The organism is Blautia sp. An249, assembly GCF_002159835.1.
Classification (GTDB): Bacteria; Bacillota; Clostridia; order Lachnospirales; family Lachnospiraceae; genus Blautia_A; species Blautia_A avistercoris.
The window spans coordinates 111,525-128,705 of record NZ_NFJL01000009.1 but is presented as its reverse complement, the minus strand read 5'-3'; the positions used below and the strand labels follow the sequence as shown (position 1 = coordinate 128,705).

Here is a 17,181-nt window from a genome sequence, read left to right as displayed (position 1 = left end):
CTATCTGGGGACTTCTACCATAATATAGGCTTCTACTTTATCTTCTTCCTTCACATCGTTAAATCCGTCAAAGACAAGACCGCATTCATAACCGGCTTTTACTTCTTTTACATCGTCTTTAAAACGTTTCAGAGAAGCCAGCGCGCCTTCAAATATCTGTTCTCCCTCTCTGGTAATCCGGACTTTACAGTTTCTCTGGAAAATACCGTCCAGAACGTAGCTTCCTGCGATAGTACCTACGCCGGAGGCTTTAAATAACTGACGTACTTCTCCGTGTCCGATGACTTTTTCTTCATAAACAGGATCCAGCATACCCTTCATGGCTGCTTCTACATCTTCAATTGCCTGATAGATAACTTTGTACAGCCGCAGATCCACGCCTTCCTGCTCTGCCATCTGTTTTGCCATAGCATCGGGACGTACGTTAAATCCGATAATAATAGCATTGGAAGTAGCTGCCAGGGAAACATCGGACTCGTTGATGGCGCCTACGCCTCCGTGGATAACTTTCACTACCACTTCTTCATTGGAAAGTTTCAGCAGGCTCTGTTTTACTGCTTCCACAGAACCCTGTACGTCTGCTTTTACAATAATCGGGAGTTCTTTTAAGTTGCCTTCCTGAATCTGGCTGAACAGATCATCCAGAGACAGTTTTGCCTTGGTTTCTTCCAACAGACGGTTCTTATTTTCAGATACAAAGGTTGCTGCAAAGTTTTTCGCTTCCTTATCGCTTTCAAATGCCATCAGAATTTCACCGGCATTGGGAACGTCGCTCAGGCCCAGAATTTCTACTGGTGTGGACGGTCCCGCCTCTTTCACCCGGCGGCCCTTGTCATCCATCATGGCTCTTACCTTTCCGTGGCATGCGCCTGCTGCGATAAAGTCTCCCACATTAAGGGTTCCCTTTTGTACCAGGATAGTAGCTACCGGTCCTTTTCCTTTATCCAGCTCCGCCTCAATCACCAGACCTCTGGCTTCACGGTTCGGATTTGCCTTTAACTCACTGACTTCTGCTGTCAGAAGGATCATCTCCAACAGAGTTTCAATTCCTTCGCCTGTGTGTGCAGATACAGGAACGAAGATGGTGCTGCCGCCCCAGTCTTCCGGAATCAGTTCGTACTCGGATAACTCCTGTTTTACTCGTTCCACATTTGCGCTTGGTTTGTCAATCTTATTAATTGCCACGATAATCTCTGTTCCCGCTGCCTTGGCATGACTAATCGCTTCTACTGTCTGAGGCATTACTCCATCGTCGGCAGCAACAACTAAAATGGCAATATCTGTGGCGTTTGCTCCACGCATACGCATTGCAGTAAAAGCTTCATGTCCCGGAGTATCCAGGAACGTAATTTTCTGTCCGTTGATATTTACCACATAAGCACCGATATGCTGGGTGATTCCGCCTGCTTCACGGTCGGTTACATTCGTATTACGGATAGCATCCAAAAGAGAGGTTTTACCATGATCCACATGGCCCATAACGCAGACAACCGGCGGTCTCGGCACCAGTGTGGATTCGTCTTCCTCTTCTTCTTTTAACAGTTCTCCGATAATATCCACTTTTTCTTCCTGCTCTGCAATAATATCATAGTCCAGGGCGATTTCCTGAGCCTTTTCAAAGTCAATCTCATGGTTTACCGTAACCATAATTCCTTCCAGGAAAAGTTTCTTTACAATGACAGAAGGCTGCATCTTCATTTTCTCAGCCAACTCCCGGATCGTAAGCTTCTCCGGAAGGGTAATCTCTTTAATTTCCGGTTTTTTCTCCTCCTGTTTCGGCTGAGGCGCGGGTTTCTGCAGGGCTTTCGGAATTCTCATGTTCGGTCGGCGTCCATTTCCCTGATTCGGACGGCGTCCGGACTGTTCCTTATCAAATTCCTTCTTGCCCTTATTTTCTCTCTTGTTTTCTCTGTCTCTTTCTCTTTTGCTGTCCTTGGAAGTCTTAGTCAGCTCAGGAGTGAAGATCGGCGCGCTGTCATTTCTTCTGGATGTGCGCTGTCCCGGACGGGAGTTATTGTTTCCTCTTCCCTGTTCCGGACGGGAAGCTCCCTCTTTTCTGTCCTGGAAGCGGTTATTTCTGGGACGATCGTCTTTATTAAATCTGCCCTGTCCGCCTCCCTGAGGACGATTGTTCTGTCCGCCCCGGTTATTGGAGAAATTTCTTCCTTCCCCACGGCTGTTATTATTTCTTCTGTCCTGATTTCTGAAGTTTTTCTGTTCGCCGTTTCCACGTCCCTGGGTATTGTTCTCTTCTCTTGCTGCCGGACGGGTCTGTGCGCTCTGTACAGCCGGCTTTACTTCTTCTGTTTTCTGCTCTGCAGATCTGACCGGCTGCTCCTGGGTTTTCGGCCTTACTTTTGCGCCCTGTGCCGGGCGTTTTTCCGGCTGACGTTTTTCTCTTCTCGGACCTCTTCTTCCATCGCTGGCATTCTGTGCATGAAATACACGGATAATATTTTTCTTTTTCTTAGGAGCTGCGTTTTCTGCTCCCTTGTTTTCTTCGGTATTCGGATTTTCCACTTTCTCTTTCTGCCCCTTTCCCGTATTCTCGAATCTTTTTTTCGCTAAGTCACAAAATTTCTCATCCACACTGCTCATATGACTCTTTATATCCACTCCCTGTGCCTTGAGAAATTCAATTACTTCTTTATTTTCTCTGCCCAGTTCCCTGGCAAGTTCATGTACTCTCAATTTTGCCATATACAACTACCTCCTTCTATCAAAGCTGCTTTTTCAGTTCCTCCATGATTGCATTTGTAAAATTTTCGTCCAACACAGCTAAGCTTGCCCTGAATTCCTTTCCCACAGCTTTCCCGAGGATCTCTCTGTCTCCCAGACAATAGCAGGGAACCTCATAAAACCGGCACATATTCTCAAATTTCTTTTTCGTATTGCCTGAAGCATCCTCTGCAATCAGCACGATGCCGGCTTTGCCGTTCTTCACTGCTTTTTCTGTGGAAAATTCTCCACTGACTGTCTTTCCTGCTTTCGTTGCAAGGCCGATAAGAGATAGTACTTTATTTTTGTTCAATCGCTTCTAGCTCCTTTTCCAGACGCAGATAAATCTCCTCCGGAATTGCCGTCTTCAAAGAACGTTCCAGCCCCTTATTCTTTTGGGCTTTCTGCAGACATTCTCTGCAAAAGCACAGATACGCCCCTCTTCCGTTCTTCTTTCCTGTGGCGTCCAGCTCTATGGTATTTTCTGCCGTCTTGATAATGCGAATCATTTCTTTCTTATTTTTCATCTCCCTGCACCCGGTACACTGGCGCATGGGAACTTTATTCCTCGTCTTCATCATTTACACACTCTTCTGAACGGGATGCTTCCTCCTCTTCTGACTCCTCGTAGAAATCCTCTTCTTCGTAGTATTCATCCTCGTCATAATCATAGAAATCTCCGCTTTCCTTCGCCTGTGTCTCACTCTTGATGTCAATCTTAAAGCCGGTCAGACGGGCCGCCAGACGGGCGTTCTGTCCTTCTTTTCCGATAGCAAGAGAAAGCTGATAGTCAGGCACCACAACCAGAGCCGTCTTTTCATCGGGATCTGCCATAACTGCAATTACTTTCGCAGGACTTAAGGCGTTTTCAATTAAGATCGCCGGGTTCTCACTCCAGTTAATAATGTCGATTTTTTCTCCCCGAAGTTCGTTAACAATGGCATTTACACGGGCGCCGTTCATACCTACGCAGGCTCCCACCGGATCTACGTCCGGATCATTGGACCATACGGCAATTTTGGTTCTGGAACCGGCCTCTCTTGCTATACTTTTGATTTCCACTGTTCCGTCTTTCACTTCTGCCACTTCTGATTCAAACAGACGCTTCACCAGTTCCGGATGGGTCCTGGATACGATTACCCGCGGACCTTTCGGAGAATCTTTTACTTCCAGGATATAGACCTTGATACGTTCGGTAGGCTTAAACACCTCTCCTTTTACCTGCTCGTTTTCACTTAATACCGCATCGATTTTCCCCAGATTGATGCTGATATTTTTTCCCAGGTATCTCTGGACAATTCCGGTAACTACCTCTTTTTCCTTTCCATAATACTGATCAAACAGTACCTTTCTTTCTTCCTCACGGATTTTCTGAAGAATTACGTTTTTGGCATTCTGGGTGGCAATTCTTCCGAACTCCTTGGACTGGATCGGAACATTTACGGTTTCCCCAAGCTGTGCATAGGAACGGTATTCCCTTGCCTTTTCCAGGGAGATTTCCGTAACAGGATCTTCTACGTTTTCAGACACGGTTTTTTCCGCATAGACACTGAAATCACAGGTTTCCGGATCAATATTTACTTTTACATTATCTGCTTTTCCGAAATGATTTTTACAAGCCTGCAGCAAAGACTGTTCAATCGCCCCTAATAAAGTATCCTTGCTGATATTTTTCTCTTTTTCGAGAATTTCCAATGCTTCTGATAACTCTGTGTTCATTTTTTCTGTTTCCTCCTACTATCCTCTCTAAAACTCTATAGCCAGACGTATTAGTGCAATTTCTTTTTTATCGAACGTATGCGGATTTTGATTTTCATCTTCGATAGTCACACTGTTACTATCATATGCCGTTAAAATCCCGTAAAACTCTTTTTCTTTATTGATTGGCCGGTACGTGCGGATTTCCAGCAGTTTTCCCATACTTCTCGCATAATCTTTCTCTTTTTTCAAAGGGCGGCCCAGTCCCGGAGAACTCACTTCCATAATATAGCTGTCTTCAATGAAATCTTCCTCATCCAGCTTATCGCTGAATGCTCTGCTTACGATTTCACAGTCATCCACGGTAATTCCTCCCGGCTTGTCAATGTAGCTTCTCAGATACCAGTTTCCGGCCTCTTTTACATATTCCACATCTACCAGTTCAAAACCATGGGCTTCTATTATGGGAAGAAGGAGCTGTTCTGCTTTCTGTTCGTACTCTTCCTTTTTGCTCATCTTTTTCACCACCTTCTGAAAATTCCTGTACATGTAATAAGAGTGGACTTGCGTCCACTCTTATGCTGCGATTGTTAAGCTCTTGGTTATTATAGCACTAATGGATTATAAAAACAAGAGCTTTCAACAAATTCCCGGAATTGTGCCCATCTAGGCCTTTTCCCTCTTCTTTTTCGTTAATAATACAATGCCTCCTGCCAGGAAAACTGCTCCAAGAACCATTGCGGTCATTTCTTCATAACCTTCGCCTGTTTTCGGAGATTTTCCGGGGGCAGTGGTATCCACAGTAGTTCCTGCAACACCGTCTGCTGTACCTGTATCTCCTTCTTCAATGACTTTTAAAAATACCAGCGGAGATAAGGATGTCAGTGTCAGTTGTACAACACCGTCGCTGATGACTGTACAGGGAATAACTTCCCACTGTCCTGTTTCTGAGTTTCTGTGAAGGGCAACAATGGTATCTCCTACTTTTACCCCATCCAGACGAACGGTAATGGTCAGCGGATTTTCAGCGGAAACAACGGTTCCGTCTGCCACTTTAATATCAATAGCTCCAAGTACCGCCACCTTAGCAGCACGAATTCCTGCCTGAGCCAGTAAATCTGCCGCCTGAGCTGCCGCCTCTTCTTTATACTTCTGTTCCACGGGACTGGTAGTAATCTCTACTTTTTTTCCGTCCTGAGTCGCTGCCTCAATTCTGCTGTCTGCTCCTGACAAATCGAAAATGTCGTCTGCAGTCAGATCTTCCGGCGCCTTATATTCCGGGCTGGGCGCTGCAAAAGCGTTTACACAGAAAGACAGACTCAATACCAAAGCACAAAGACATGCCACCCATTTTCTAGCTTTAACCATAATTCTTCTCCTCCTGTCACATGTGATTTATATCAGCCTTCCGGCTAATATCCCCTGACTCTTTCATAAAAAACATCTAAAACTGTATCAAACAGACCATCATCGTCCACCTGGTACTTCTCATAAACTTCGTCCTGCACCATCTCTCCCGGAACTACAAATAAACTCCGTTCCGAAAATGTCATTTCCGCCGCCTGGGCGGCAAGATAAGTAAACTCGTCCGCACTTAAGTTTGTGGTATAGTTTCCTTTAAACTGTTCGTACAAATTAAGGGGAAGCGATGTATCATCCTGCATTTGCAGCCTTGCTGCCAGAATAAATCCAAGTATGTACTGCTTCTGTCTTTCCAGACGATCCATGCTGCTTGCAAACTGACTGCTGTCCCTGCTCTGCAGGTAAGTCACAGCCTCTTCACCGTGAAGCCGGTAAAATCTTCCTGTTTCCGCATCCGGAAACATCTCTTTTACCTGTTCATCTGCCTGAATTCTGACTCCGCCGACAACATCATTCAACTCCGGAAGTATTCCCATATTCATTGCAATATACTTATGGATAGGAACCTGATAACACAGATGGGATACTGCGTCTGCCATCAGCTCACAGCTTTTCTTTTCATCCTGTCCATAAGCAAACTGAAGGGCGATTTGTTCGTCCCGGGTTTCCTTGTAAAGCCCGTTCCGATCGTAAACCTCCACCGGAACCACCGTTTCTCTGGGAATGGCTATCATCCGAATCCGTTCGCTGTCCAGATTCATACTCAGCAGAAAAACAGCATCCGCCTGCCCCATCCCTCCGGTTTCTTTTATCTGGCTCATATCCCCTTCTTTATCGATTCCCATAAACAGAATATTAATGGAATTCTCCAGATACCGATAGGTCTTTCCGTCCGAATAGACCAGATCCTCTTCCACTCCTTCTTCCGTCTGCTTTGGCCGGTTGATTTCTTTTTCAATCTTTTTTTCGCCGCTGAAACGCAGCGCGGAAAAAATTCCCAGCCCCAGAACAATTACTGTAGCGAAAAGGATCCAAAATCCGATTCTAAGTCTCTTATAAATTTTGCCTCTTGCATGATTTCGTCTTTTTCGCCTGCGGCGGTAATTGTACATATTTATGCTCCTTTTATTCCGCATTCTCTATTTGCTTTGCAATTACAAGCCATCGGTTTTCCGGACGGTCTCCTATACAGGTAGACAGAGTAATTAATTTATCTTCTGTCCCTGCCAGCTTCTCTGTATTCACCACCGACTGCATCTCCCTTGTGGAGGCAATATCTTCCAGAAAACTCTCTCTGTCTGCTTCCCCGGAAAAATCATAGGTAAAATTCAGATTGCTGTCGTCAAATACCACTGCGGCGAAAATTTCATAAATCAGTTTCTGATCCGGCAGAAAAATCTCTATATAAGGATGCTCCTCCATAAAGTTTATGTCCGCATAATTATGAAGCGCTGCAAACATACTGCCGTCCCGCATATTATGTCCGTAAATTACCGTATTGTAATTGCTGAAATCCCTCGCGGACACGGTTTCTGTAAAAATCGAACCGGGAAGACCACTTTGTCCATCTATGGTTGTATTCAGATAGTAATCATCGTTTCCGTCCTTTTGAAGAATCGGATAATCAATTGCTGTCCCCTCTATCCGAATCCAGGCATAGGCGTCTGCATTCCGTTCCCACAAGGCTTCAAAGTCAACGGCGCTTTCATAGCTCTCCGGTTCTGAGGAAACCTCAGGCGCTGCCGTCGGTGTCTCTTCAGGGGCTTCTTCCGGCGTTTCCTCCGGAACGTCTTCCTCTGTTTCCGGCCGCTCTTCCTTTTCCGTAACTTCCTCTTTCAATTCTGTATAAGAAGATTCAGCCGTTTTTTCTCTCTTCCAGTTGAAAAGGGCAAAGGCGAAGCAGGCTGCTGCGGCCAGCAAAAGGATTCCTCCTGCAATCCTCCGCAGACAAGAGCCTTTTTTTCCCTTTTTTATCTGCATCGTGATTCCTCCCTATTTAAATATAAAAGGAGTTTGATCCCTTTTCATTATATACTATTTTCACAAGATTACAATTCCATATTTTATCAAATTATCTCTTGTTTAGAACATTCCCCTTTTGATTCTTACCGGTTTTTGATTCCCTTTGTGTCTCTTTTTCCCAACTTCAGGCGATTGAGAGAAATCTTTCTGTCTTTAAAGGAAATCGTATATTCTGTATGTGCCTCCAGCAGATAAGCCGCCTCCAGTTCATCTTCGGGGTTTAACTTCATCGCGCGCACCCCGATGGCGCCTTTCTTTTTCAGAGGCACCTCCTGCTTCAGAAATTTCAGGAAAACCCCCTGCTTTGTCTGAAGGACTAAAAATTCCATAGCTTCACTGTCTCCAATAAAAATAACCTTATCTCCTTCATTGCATTTGGTAGCTGCGATCATCTTTTTGGATACGGTAAACTCTTCTCCCTTTACCTGTTTGCACATGGCTTTTCGGGTCACAAACAGCAGATTCTGTTCTTTTAATGTTTCCATGGCGGAAACGTATAAAATTTGTTCCTTTTGACTGTCATAATTACAGAGATTATCTAAGGGAACTCCTTTCTCTCTGAATTTTACCAGGGGAACTTCCTGCATTTTTACAGAATGCATTTTCCCTTCATCAGTGAAGATACAGATCCGGTCTGTATTCATACAGGAAAATACATATCTGTTTTCCTGGTGAGCTGCTTCTTTATTCCTTTCATAAGCCGCCTTGTCTATGGATTTGACGTAGCCGAACCGATCCATTAAAAAACAGACTTCTTTCGCCTCTTCTTTTACCTCTACATACTCTGCTTCTTTTGCATTTTCAATGGAAGTTTTCCTTTTATACCCATATTCTTTCTTAATGGCATCCAAATCTTCCATGATAACCTGTGCCATAGAGTCATAGTTATTTAAAATATCTTCATAACGGCTGATATTGGAAACGGTCTGCTCATGCTCTGCAAGCAGGGCTTCCACTTCCAGTCCAATCAGTCGATACAGCCGCATCTCCAGAATCGCCGTGGCCTGCCGCTCGGTAAAGCGCAGTTTCCCGGCCTGTCTTTCACTGGTCTTGGTTTTAAAGCGAATTCCCTGGGTGTTGCCGAAAATCAGACACTCTTTTACCTGCTGCTGGCTTTTGCTGCCCCGCAGGATTTCAATAATCAAATCAATGACATCGCAGGCTTTGATTAAGCCTTCCTGGATTTCCTTCTTCTCCTCTTCTTTTCTTAATAGGGTCTGATACTTTCTGGTGGTGATTTCAAACTGAAAATCCACGTGGTGTTCAATCATCTTTTTCAGTCCCAGTGTTTCCGGACGTCCGTCGGCAACTGCCAGCATATTTACCCCGAACGTATCTTCCAGACGTGTCTTCTTATAAAGCATATTTGTAAGATTCTCCACGTCGGTATCTTTTCTCAGCTCCAGTACAATCCGGATTCCCTCTTTGGAAGACTGATTGGAAATATCTACAATATCGGCAGTCTTTTTGGATTCCACTAAAGAAGCCACATCGTTTAAAAATTTTCCGATATTTGCCCCGACCATTGTATACGGAATTTCTGTAATTACCAGATAAAGCTTCCCGCCTTTTCCTTTCTCCACCTGAGTCCTTCCCCGAATCTTAATCTTTCCGCATCCGGACTCATAAACAGACAGAAGCTCGTCTTTATTAACTACAATGCCGCCTGTGGGAAAATCCGGGCCTTTTACGTAGCGCATCAGCCCTTTCGTGCTGATGTCGTTATTTTTCATATAAGCCTTTACTGCATCTGCCACCTCTCCCAGATTATGAGGCGGAATACTGGTGGCCATTCCCACGGCAATTCCGTCGGCTCCGTTAATAAGCAGGTTGGGGATACGTACCGGAAGAACTTCCGGCTCTTTCTCCGTTTCATCAAAATTAGGAACAAAATCCACGATGTTTTTATCCAGATCGGATAAATACACTTCCTGGGTCAGTTTTTCCAGCCGGGCCTCTGTATAACGCATAGCCGCTGCTCCGTCCCCCTCAATGGAACCGAAATTTCCATGTCCGTCTACCAGGGTGCGCCCTTTTTTAAAGTCCTGAGCCATCACAACCAGCGCTTCATAGATGGAACTGTCTCCGTGAGGGTGATATTTACCCATGGTATCTCCCACGATTCTGGCACATTTACGATAGGGCCGGTCATAGCGGATTCCCAGCTCGTACATATCGTAAAGCGTTCTTCTTTGTACCGGCTTCAATCCGTCCCGCACATCCGGAAGGGCACGTGCAATGATGACGCTCATGGCATAATCAATGTATGACTTCTGCATTTCTTCTGCATAGTCTGTGCGAATTATATGTTCTGTATCTGATTTCATCTGGTACTCCTTCTCTGTTTAAATATCAAGTTCTGCATCCTTTGCGTGTTCGTAAATAAACGCCTTTCGCGGAGGGACCTGAGACCCCATTAAAATTTCCGTCACACTGGACGCCAGCCGGGCGTCTTCGATTTCCACCCGTTTCAGCATACGGGTATCCGGATTTAACGTGGTTTCCCAAAGCTGCTGGGCGTCCATCTCACCAAGACCTTTATATCTCTGCAGAGTAAAAGGTCCCTTTTGCCTTTTCCGATAGCGTTCCAGCGCTTTGTCATCATAAAGATACTCTTCTTTCCCTTTCTTGGGCATGGCTTTATAAAGAGGCGGCATGGCAATATACACGTGCCCTTCATAAATCAGTTCCGGCATAAAGCGATAGAATAAAGTCAGCAAAAGCGTAGAGATATGGGCTCCGTCCACATCCGCATCTGCCATAATAATAATTTTATCGTAGCGAAGTTTTGTTATATCAAAGTCATTCCCATAACCTTCTGAAAAGCCGCAGCCGAAGGCATTAATCATGGTTTTAATTTCTGCATTGGCCAGCACTTTGTCAATGGTGGCCTTCTCCACATTTAAGATTTTCCCCCGGATGGGCAGAATCGCCTGATAATTCCTGTCTCTGGCAGTCTTTGCAGAGCCGCCTGCAGAATCTCCTTCTACAATGAAAATTTCACACTGGGAAGGATCTTTCTTCTCACAATTAGCCAGCTTTCCATTGGAGTCGAAAGAGTATTTCTGTTTTGTCAGAAGATTGGTCTTGGCCCGCTCTTCTGTTTTACGAATTTTAGCGGCTTTCTCCGCACAGGATAAAATGCTCTTCAGAGTTTCCAGATTCCGATCCAGATAAAGTACAATCTGCTCTCCCACCACTTTACCGGTGGCTCTGGACGCATCCTGGTTGTCCAGCTTGGTTTTCGTCTGTCCTTCAAACCGTGGGGCAGGATGTTTAATGGATACTACTGCCGTCATACCGTTGCGAATATCCGTTCCTGTAAAATTCGGGTCTTTCTCTTTTAAAATCCCCAGTTCTCTGGCATAGTTATTCATTACAGAAGTAAAGGTGGTTTTAAACCCTGTCAGATGGGTTCCCCCTTCTGCATTGTAAATATTGTTGCAAAATCCCAGAACATTCTCCCGGAATTCATTGGTAAACTGAAAAGCTGCCTCAACAGTAATCCCTTCGTTTTCCCCCTTCAGATAGACAGGTTCATGGAGAACCTCCGTATTTTTATTCAAATCCCGAATGAAGCCCACAATTCCCTCCGGCTCATGGAATTCTGAAACTTCCGGACTTTCTCCTCTGCGGTCTTCAAACAGAATTGTCAGCTCCGGATTCAGGTATGCGGTTTCATGAAGACGGCTTTTCACTTCCGTGGCAGAGAATCTGGTTTTTTCAAAAATCTCCGGATCCGGAAGAAAATTAATGCAGGTTCCTGTCTCCTTTGTTTTTCCTATTACCGGAAGCAGACCCTGATTCAATTCCAGAGTGGGAATCCCCCGTTCATAGTGATCGTGATGGATGAATCCGTCCCTGCTTACCTGGATGTCCAGATACACAGACAGCGCATTTACCACGGAGGAACCCACTCCGTGCAGTCCGCCGCTGGTCTTGTAAACAGAATCGTCAAACTTTCCTCCTGCATGAAGGGTGGTAAAGACCAAACGTTCTGCCGAAACCCCTTTCTCATGTAAATCCACCGGAATTCCTCTTCCGTTATCTTTCACTGTGCAGGAACCGTCCGCCTCCAGAGTAACCTGAATAAAGCTGCAAAATCCGGCCAGATGCTCGTCCACCGCATTATCTACAATCTCATAAATCAGATGGTTCAGCCCTTTCCGGGAAACACTTCCGATATACATACCCGGTCTCTTCCTTACTGCCTCCAGACCTTCCAGTACAGAGATGCTTTCCGCATTATACGTATTTTTTTTCGCCATCTTATTTCCAATCCTTTCTTTACGTAACTCCCATTATAGCAAAAGTCTTTCTTTTGTCCAGAAAAACAGGAGGCTACTTTTCTCTGAGATTTTCCAGAACAGAGTAAGGAACTTCCAGGTTTCCATATCCGTCTCCCATATTCAGTCCCTGTTTAAAGGTACCGTGGAAATCGGAACCTCCTGTAATCTTCAGATGATATTGTTTTGCCAGTTGTATCATTTCCTGTGTTTCTGCCGGCCTGTTGCAGGAATAAAGGGCTTCAATAGCATCCAGACCTGCCTGACGCAGCCGATTTACCACCTCGTCCAGGTGTTTCCGGGAAAATCCATACAGCAGGGGATGGGCCAGAGCCGCAATTCCCTTGCTTTCATGAATCATTTTTATCGCCTGATAAGGATCTGCCTTTTCTCTTGGAACGTAACAGCAGGCTCTCTCTCCCAGATACCGGTCAAAGGCTTCCTGCTTGGAAGATACGTAGCCTTCTTCCTCCAGAAACTTAGCAATATGGGCACGGGTGCAGACACAGTCCGGAAATTTTTCTTTCATAAGCTCCTCTGAAATTTTCACCTGATGTTCCTGCAGTTTCTGAATCATTTTCTGATTCCGGATTTTCCTGGATGCTCTGAAATTTTCCAGATTCTCCTGAAACCGTACATCCTGATAGTCAATATCCAGGCCCAGTATATGAATATCTCTGTTTTCATAGCGGGTGGAAAATTCAATCCCCGGCACTACCTCTACGCTGCTTTCCCTGGCTGCCTCCATAGCCTCTTCAATTCCGGATACCGTATCGTGATCCGTCAGTGCAAAAGCTGCCAGATTTTTTTCCTCTGCCAGCTTCACAAGCTGAGAAGGCGTATAGCTTCCGTCCGAACTTGTAGAATGAACATGTAAGTCAATCTTTCTTTTCATAAAGTGCTCCTCTCTGTTTCTCTCTATTCCGGGAAATCCTGGGGACAGTATCTATTTCGTCCCTTATATAATAATATTGGATTATATCACAAAATCATCCGTAAACGCACAAAAAAAGCTCTTGAAACTCAAGAGCTTTAAAACAGTCTGTAGGGGAGTCGAACCCCTGATTCTGCCGTGAGAGGGCAGCGTCTTGACCACTTGACCAACAGACCTAAGTGAACCGTACTTGCATATAATAAATCATTTTGTTGAAATATGCAAGTACTTTTTTCACTTTTTTTGAATTTTTGTAACTATTCAGCCATGCATCTCGGATTCTCGCAGCTGCCGCTGCTCTACCGCCGCTTACGCGGCTGAATCCTCGATTACGGCTAAACGCCATATGTCTGCTGATGGCAAAATTCCTCTGCAAGCAAGCTTGCGTTGTATTTTTGCCTTCAGCAGCCGCATGGCTGAATAGTTACGAATTTTTATATTTCTTCCGGGTCTTCTAAGGGTTCAGCGGGGATAAAAACGCGGCTCTTTTCCTTTTCTTTTTTTATAACTGCCTTTTCCTGGGCCTCCTTACAGAATTCCATCTGAGAATTTAACAGGGCTTTCCCCCGCTTATCCGGTTTTACATAACTTCCGTCCGGCTGCAGAAGATGCACTTTTACATTGTCTCTCATTTCCACGTCTAAAATATGGATAACCTCTTTCTTAATCTTCTCATCTTCCACAGGGAAAACAATTTCCACACGTCTGTCCAGGTTACGCGGCATCCAGTCTGCACTTCCCATAAATACATCTTCCGCGCCGTTGCAGTGGAAATAGAAGATACGGCTGTGCTCCAGAAAATCTCCCACAATGGAACGAACGGTAATATTCTCGCTGATTCCCGGAATTCCCACTTTCAAACAGCAGATCCCCCGGACAACCAGATCGATTTTTACGCCGCAGGAAGAAGCATAATACAAAGCAGCCATAACCACCGGATCACACAGAGAATTCATTTTCGCCATAATATGTGCCGGTTTTCCTTCCTGGGCGTACTTCGCCTCTCTTTCTATCAGCTTTAAGAATTTATCCTTCATCCAGATGGGAGCAACTACTAACTTATTCCATTTTTTCGGTTCGGAATATCCGGATAACATATTAAATACAGCCGTAGCGTCCTCTCCGATTCTGGCATCTGACGTAAACAGTCCGCAGTCCGTATATAACTTAGCTGTGGAATCATTATAGTTTCCGGTTCCAAGATGAACGTAACGTCGGATTCCCGTATCTTCCCGGCGGACAACCAGCGTAATTTTACTGTGGGTCTTTAAACCTACCAGTCCATAAATAACATGGCAGCCTGCCTTCTCCAGCTTTTTCGCCCATACAATATTATTTTCCTCATCAAATCTGGCCTTTAATTCCACCAGAACCGATACCTGTTTCCCATTTTCCGCCGCCAGAGCCAAAGCCGCAATAATCGGGGAATTTCCGCTGACCCGGTACAGGGTCTGTTTGATAGCCAGTACATCCGGATCCTTTGCCGCCTGGCGGACAAAATTCACCACCGGATCAAAGCTCATATAAGGATGGTGCAAAAAGACATCCTGCTGACGGATAACGGAGAAAATATTCTCTCCATCCTGAAAAGCCGCTACCGGCGCAGGGGTATAGCCCGGCGATTTGTACTGTTTGAAACCGTCCAGGCCGTAAATTTTCATCAGCACGGTTAAATCCAGAGGACCAGGGATTTCGTAGATGTCTTCTTCCTTGATGGAAAACTCATTTTTCAGGATTTTTAAAAGCCGCTTATCCATCTTTTCTTCCACTTCCAGACGGATAACCTCTCCCCACTGTCTCTTCTTTAACTGTTTCTGGATTTCTACCAGCAGATCTTCTGCCTCATCCTCATCAATGGTTAAATCTGCATTTCGCATAATCCGGTACGGGTGGGCGCATACCACATCATAGCTGAGAAACAGTTTGCCGATATTCTTCTCAATAATTTCTTCCAGAAGAATCACCGATTTCTTTCCGTTTTTCCCTTCCGGAAGGAGCACTACCCGCGGAAGTACGGAAGGCACCTGAACGGTGGCGAATTCCAGTACTTCTTTATCTTTCTTCCTGTCTTTTTTCTTGATCAGAGCTCCGATATTCAAGGTTTTATTTCTGATAAGAGGAAATGGGCGGGAAGAGTCCATAGCCATAGGCGTAAGTACAGGATAAATATTTTCTTCGTAATAATGATCCACAAATTTTTCCTGTTCCTCCGTTAGGGCTTCATGTTCCGTAATAATTTCCAGGCCTGCTTTCTTTAAAGCAGGAAGAAGGGAACGGATATACGTATTATACTGCACCTGCACCAGATTATGGGTCTGTGTGCTGATCTGCTGAAGCTGTTCTTTGGGAGTCATTCCGGCAATATCCGGTTTTTCATATTTAGCATGAACCTGGTCTTTTAAAGAAGCCACACGAACCATAAAGAATTCATCCAGATTCGAAGACGTAATGCTTAAGAATTTCAGACGCTCAAATAACGGGATTGTCTTATCTCTGGCCTCGCTTAATACCCGCTCATTAAATTTCAGCCAGCTTAATTCCCGATTCACAAAATATTCTGATTTTTCATATTTTTTTAAATCCATCTCTCTTTTCCTTTCTCCAAATTTTTCAGGCTTCTTCTATTTCTTTCTTATGCGGCGCAGCCGTAAACGAATTCCGAATATCTCCTCAAAAAATTCCACTTTATCTTTCAGAAGTCCCAGTTCCAGACTGAAATCCTGGGTGGAATCAATGCTTAAAACCAGTGTTCTGTCTTTGACCACCGCTTTTAAAGCTGCAACCTTCTGGTAATGGCTTCGATCCATCGCATTGGCCAGACGGAGGATCGCCGTCAGTTTTGCCACCAGACGATACCCTTCTCTGTCAATTCCCGTTTCCGCATTCATTTCTCCAAAATAAGCGAACTCCGTGGTATTATACCGTACAGCGCAGGCGATAATCTGCCGCTCCGCCGTGGAAAGGCCGATCACCTCCGTAGACATAATAATGCTGTAAGAACATTCCGCTACGTCTCCCATACTTATGTATTTCCCGCAGTCGTGCAGCTGTACTGCAATCTGCAGAAGGAGCCGTTCCCTGGATCCCATTCCGTGGATCTTCTTCATGCTGTCAAAGATTGCGAGAGCCAGTTTCGTGGTTCCCTGAATGTGGTTTTTCCCGCTGGAATACCGTTTGGCAATATTTCTTGTGGCCACCAGAATATCATTTTCAAAATTATGGGCGCTTTTGATTAATTTCAGTTTTTCTCCGTAATCATAGGCAATTCCGTCTCCCAGAGACACACCCGGAACCCAGAGCGCCTCCGCTTCAAAAATTTCAATAAACTTCTTATATATTACAATAGTAGGAACCACAAGTGAGGCATATTCTGCTGCAATTCCCATTTCTTCTGCCAGACTGTCTGTGGATTTATAGGCGATCTGTTCATAGCGTTCTATAAATTCATCCCTTGCAATAATTCTGTCGCTTAATTTTTCATGGAAAATTGTCTCTGTCAGAAAGTCACCCATGAAAATTACATGCTTTATATCCCGGTCTTTCAGATACAGCCGCTGAAAACTCATCAAATCGTTCCGTACGAATTCTTCCACCAGCTTTTCATAATGGGTTGTCTCTTTTTCCAGTTCACGAAGGCGCTCCCTTACACGCAGACTTCCCAGTTTCAGATTCTGGGTAGTAACCAGGGCGTCTTTGTCAAACAGAGAAACCTGAATGCTTCCTCCGCCTACGTCTACTATGGCGGTTCCTTTCTGAATCATTTTCTTAAATCCCGTTTCCCGGGCCGCAATGGATTTATACCCCAGAAAATGCTGCTCGGCGTTGCTGAGAACCTCTATCCGGATTCCGGTTCTCTGATAGATCTGTTCAATAATGATAAGCGGATTTCTCAGATCCCGAAAGGCGCTGGTGGCACAGGCTCTGTAGTCTTTTACCCCGTATCCTTTCATAATTCCCTGAAATCCAATCAGTATATCGCACAGTTCGTCGATCATATCGGATTCAATTTTCCCCTGTGAATAGGCACCCCTTCCAAGTTCCAGTCTGGAACGGACATAGTCAATTTCCCGCAGCCCTGCTTTTTTAGACAGCTCAAACACTTTCATGCTGACTTCGTAAGACCCCACGTCTATGGCTGCAAACGTTGAAATCGTCATAAAA

At 44.9% G+C, this 17,181-nt stretch carries 13 protein-coding genes and 1 tRNA gene; all 14 read right to left on the bottom strand.

Translation table 11 applies throughout. The annotated features are described in order from the left end of the window. The 14 genes from infB to B5F53_RS10235 all read right to left on the bottom strand — a co-directional run bounded on the left by infB (nucleotide 1) and on the right by B5F53_RS10235 (nucleotide 17,177). Nucleotides 1–2,700, bottom strand: coding sequence for a translation initiation factor IF-2 (gene infB, locus B5F53_RS10300; RefSeq protein ID WP_087223024.1), 2,700 nt, complete (start codon nucleotides 2,698–2,700; stop codon nucleotides 1–3). A 19-nt stretch (nucleotides 2,701–2,719) separates the two neighbouring features. Continuing rightward, nucleotides 2,720–3,031, bottom strand: coding sequence for a L7Ae/L30e/S12e/Gadd45 family ribosomal protein (locus B5F53_RS10295; protein ID WP_087223022.1), 312 nt, complete (start codon nucleotides 3,029–3,031; stop codon nucleotides 2,720–2,722). Next, entirely contained in the window at nucleotides 3,018–3,296 is a 279-nt protein-coding gene (rnpM, locus tag B5F53_RS10290; RefSeq protein ID WP_087223020.1) for an RNase P modulator RnpM, read from the bottom strand. The genes B5F53_RS10295 and rnpM overlap by 14 nt, the downstream gene beginning before the upstream one ends. Beyond that, nucleotides 3,280–4,437, bottom strand: coding sequence for a transcription termination factor NusA (gene nusA, locus B5F53_RS10285; RefSeq protein WP_087223018.1), 1,158 nt, complete (start codon nucleotides 4,435–4,437; stop codon nucleotides 3,280–3,282). Before nusA ends, rnpM begins: the two co-directional genes overlap by 17 nt. Before the next feature lie 27 nt (nucleotides 4,438–4,464). Then, nucleotides 4,465–4,932, bottom strand: coding sequence for a ribosome maturation factor RimP (gene rimP / locus B5F53_RS10280; protein WP_087223071.1), 468 nt, complete (start codon nucleotides 4,930–4,932; stop codon nucleotides 4,465–4,467). A gap of 150 nt (nucleotides 4,933–5,082) precedes the next feature. Then, nucleotides 5,083–5,784, bottom strand: a complete 702-nt coding sequence (locus B5F53_RS10275) for an LPXTG cell wall anchor domain-containing protein (protein ID WP_087223016.1) — start codon at nucleotides 5,782–5,784, stop codon at nucleotides 5,083–5,085. A 44-nt stretch (nucleotides 5,785–5,828) separates the two neighbouring features. After that, entirely contained in the window at nucleotides 5,829–6,890 is a 1,062-nt protein-coding gene (locus tag B5F53_RS10270) for an LCP family protein (protein WP_162610572.1), read from the bottom strand. Between the two features lie 13 nt (nucleotides 6,891–6,903). Then, entirely contained in the window at nucleotides 6,904–7,758 is an 855-nt protein-coding gene (locus B5F53_RS10265) for a class B sortase (RefSeq protein WP_087223012.1), read from the bottom strand. Between the two features lie 125 nt (nucleotides 7,759–7,883). Beyond that, entirely contained in the window at nucleotides 7,884–10,127 is a 2,244-nt protein-coding gene (locus B5F53_RS10260) for a DNA gyrase/topoisomerase IV subunit A (protein ID WP_087223010.1), read from the bottom strand. 18 nt (nucleotides 10,128–10,145) lie between these two features. Further along, nucleotides 10,146–12,068, bottom strand: coding sequence for a DNA gyrase/topoisomerase IV subunit B (locus B5F53_RS10255; protein WP_087223008.1), 1,923 nt, complete (start codon nucleotides 12,066–12,068; stop codon nucleotides 10,146–10,148). Between the two features lie 73 nt (nucleotides 12,069–12,141). Continuing rightward, on the bottom strand, nucleotides 12,142–12,981 hold the full coding sequence (locus B5F53_RS10250; protein ID WP_087223006.1) for a PHP domain-containing protein: 840 nt from the start codon (nucleotides 12,979–12,981) through the stop codon (nucleotides 12,142–12,144). A gap of 143 nt (nucleotides 12,982–13,124) precedes the next feature. Further along, nucleotides 13,125–13,196 (bottom strand) — tRNA-Glu (locus tag B5F53_RS10245). Between the two features lie 258 nt (nucleotides 13,197–13,454). Next, a complete protein-coding gene (locus B5F53_RS10240) occupies nucleotides 13,455–15,605 on the bottom strand; it encodes an RNA degradosome polyphosphate kinase (protein WP_087223004.1) in 2,151 nt (716 codons plus the stop codon). A gap of 36 nt (nucleotides 15,606–15,641) precedes the next feature. After that, nucleotides 15,642–17,177, bottom strand: coding sequence for a Ppx/GppA phosphatase family protein (locus B5F53_RS10235; protein ID WP_087223002.1), 1,536 nt, complete (start codon nucleotides 17,175–17,177; stop codon nucleotides 15,642–15,644). Between the last annotated feature and the right edge of the window lie 4 nt (nucleotides 17,178–17,181).

Excerpts from the sequence above, each read along its gene's own strand:
- B5F53_RS10260 (WP_087223010.1), bottom strand. The coding sequence starts at position 10,127 with ATGAAATCAGATACAGAACATATAATTCGCACAGACTATGCAGAAGAA.
- B5F53_RS10265 (WP_087223012.1), bottom strand. The coding sequence starts at position 7,758 with ATGCAGATAAAAAAGGGAAAAAAAGGCTCTTGTCTGCGGAGGATTGCA.
- B5F53_RS10270 (WP_162610572.1), bottom strand. The coding sequence starts at position 6,890 with ATGTACAATTACCGCCGCAGGCGAAAAAGACGAAATCATGCAAGAGGC.
- B5F53_RS10250 (WP_087223006.1), bottom strand. The coding sequence starts at position 12,981 with ATGAAAAGAAAGATTGACTTACATGTTCATTCTACAAGTTCGGACGGA.
- B5F53_RS10255 (WP_087223008.1), bottom strand. The coding sequence starts at position 12,068 with ATGGCGAAAAAAAATACGTATAATGCGGAAAGCATCTCTGTACTGGAA.
- rimP (WP_087223071.1), bottom strand. The coding sequence starts at position 4,932 with ATGAGCAAAAAGGAAGAGTACGAACAGAAAGCAGAACAGCTCCTTCTT.
- B5F53_RS10240 (WP_087223004.1), bottom strand. The coding sequence starts at position 15,605 with ATGGATTTAAAAAAATATGAAAAATCAGAATATTTTGTGAATCGGGAA.
- nusA (WP_087223018.1), bottom strand. The coding sequence starts at position 4,437 with ATGAACACAGAGTTATCAGAAGCATTGGAAATTCTCGAAAAAGAGAAA.
- rnpM (WP_087223020.1), bottom strand. The coding sequence starts at position 3,296 with ATGAAGACGAGGAATAAAGTTCCCATGCGCCAGTGTACCGGGTGCAGG.
- B5F53_RS10235 (WP_087223002.1), bottom strand. The coding sequence starts at position 17,177 with ATGACGATTTCAACGTTTGCAGCCATAGACGTGGGGTCTTACGAAGTC.
- B5F53_RS10275 (WP_087223016.1), bottom strand. The coding sequence starts at position 5,784 with ATGGTTAAAGCTAGAAAATGGGTGGCATGTCTTTGTGCTTTGGTATTG.
- infB (WP_087223024.1), bottom strand. The coding sequence starts at position 2,700 with ATGGCAAAATTGAGAGTACATGAACTTGCCAGGGAACTGGGCAGAGAA.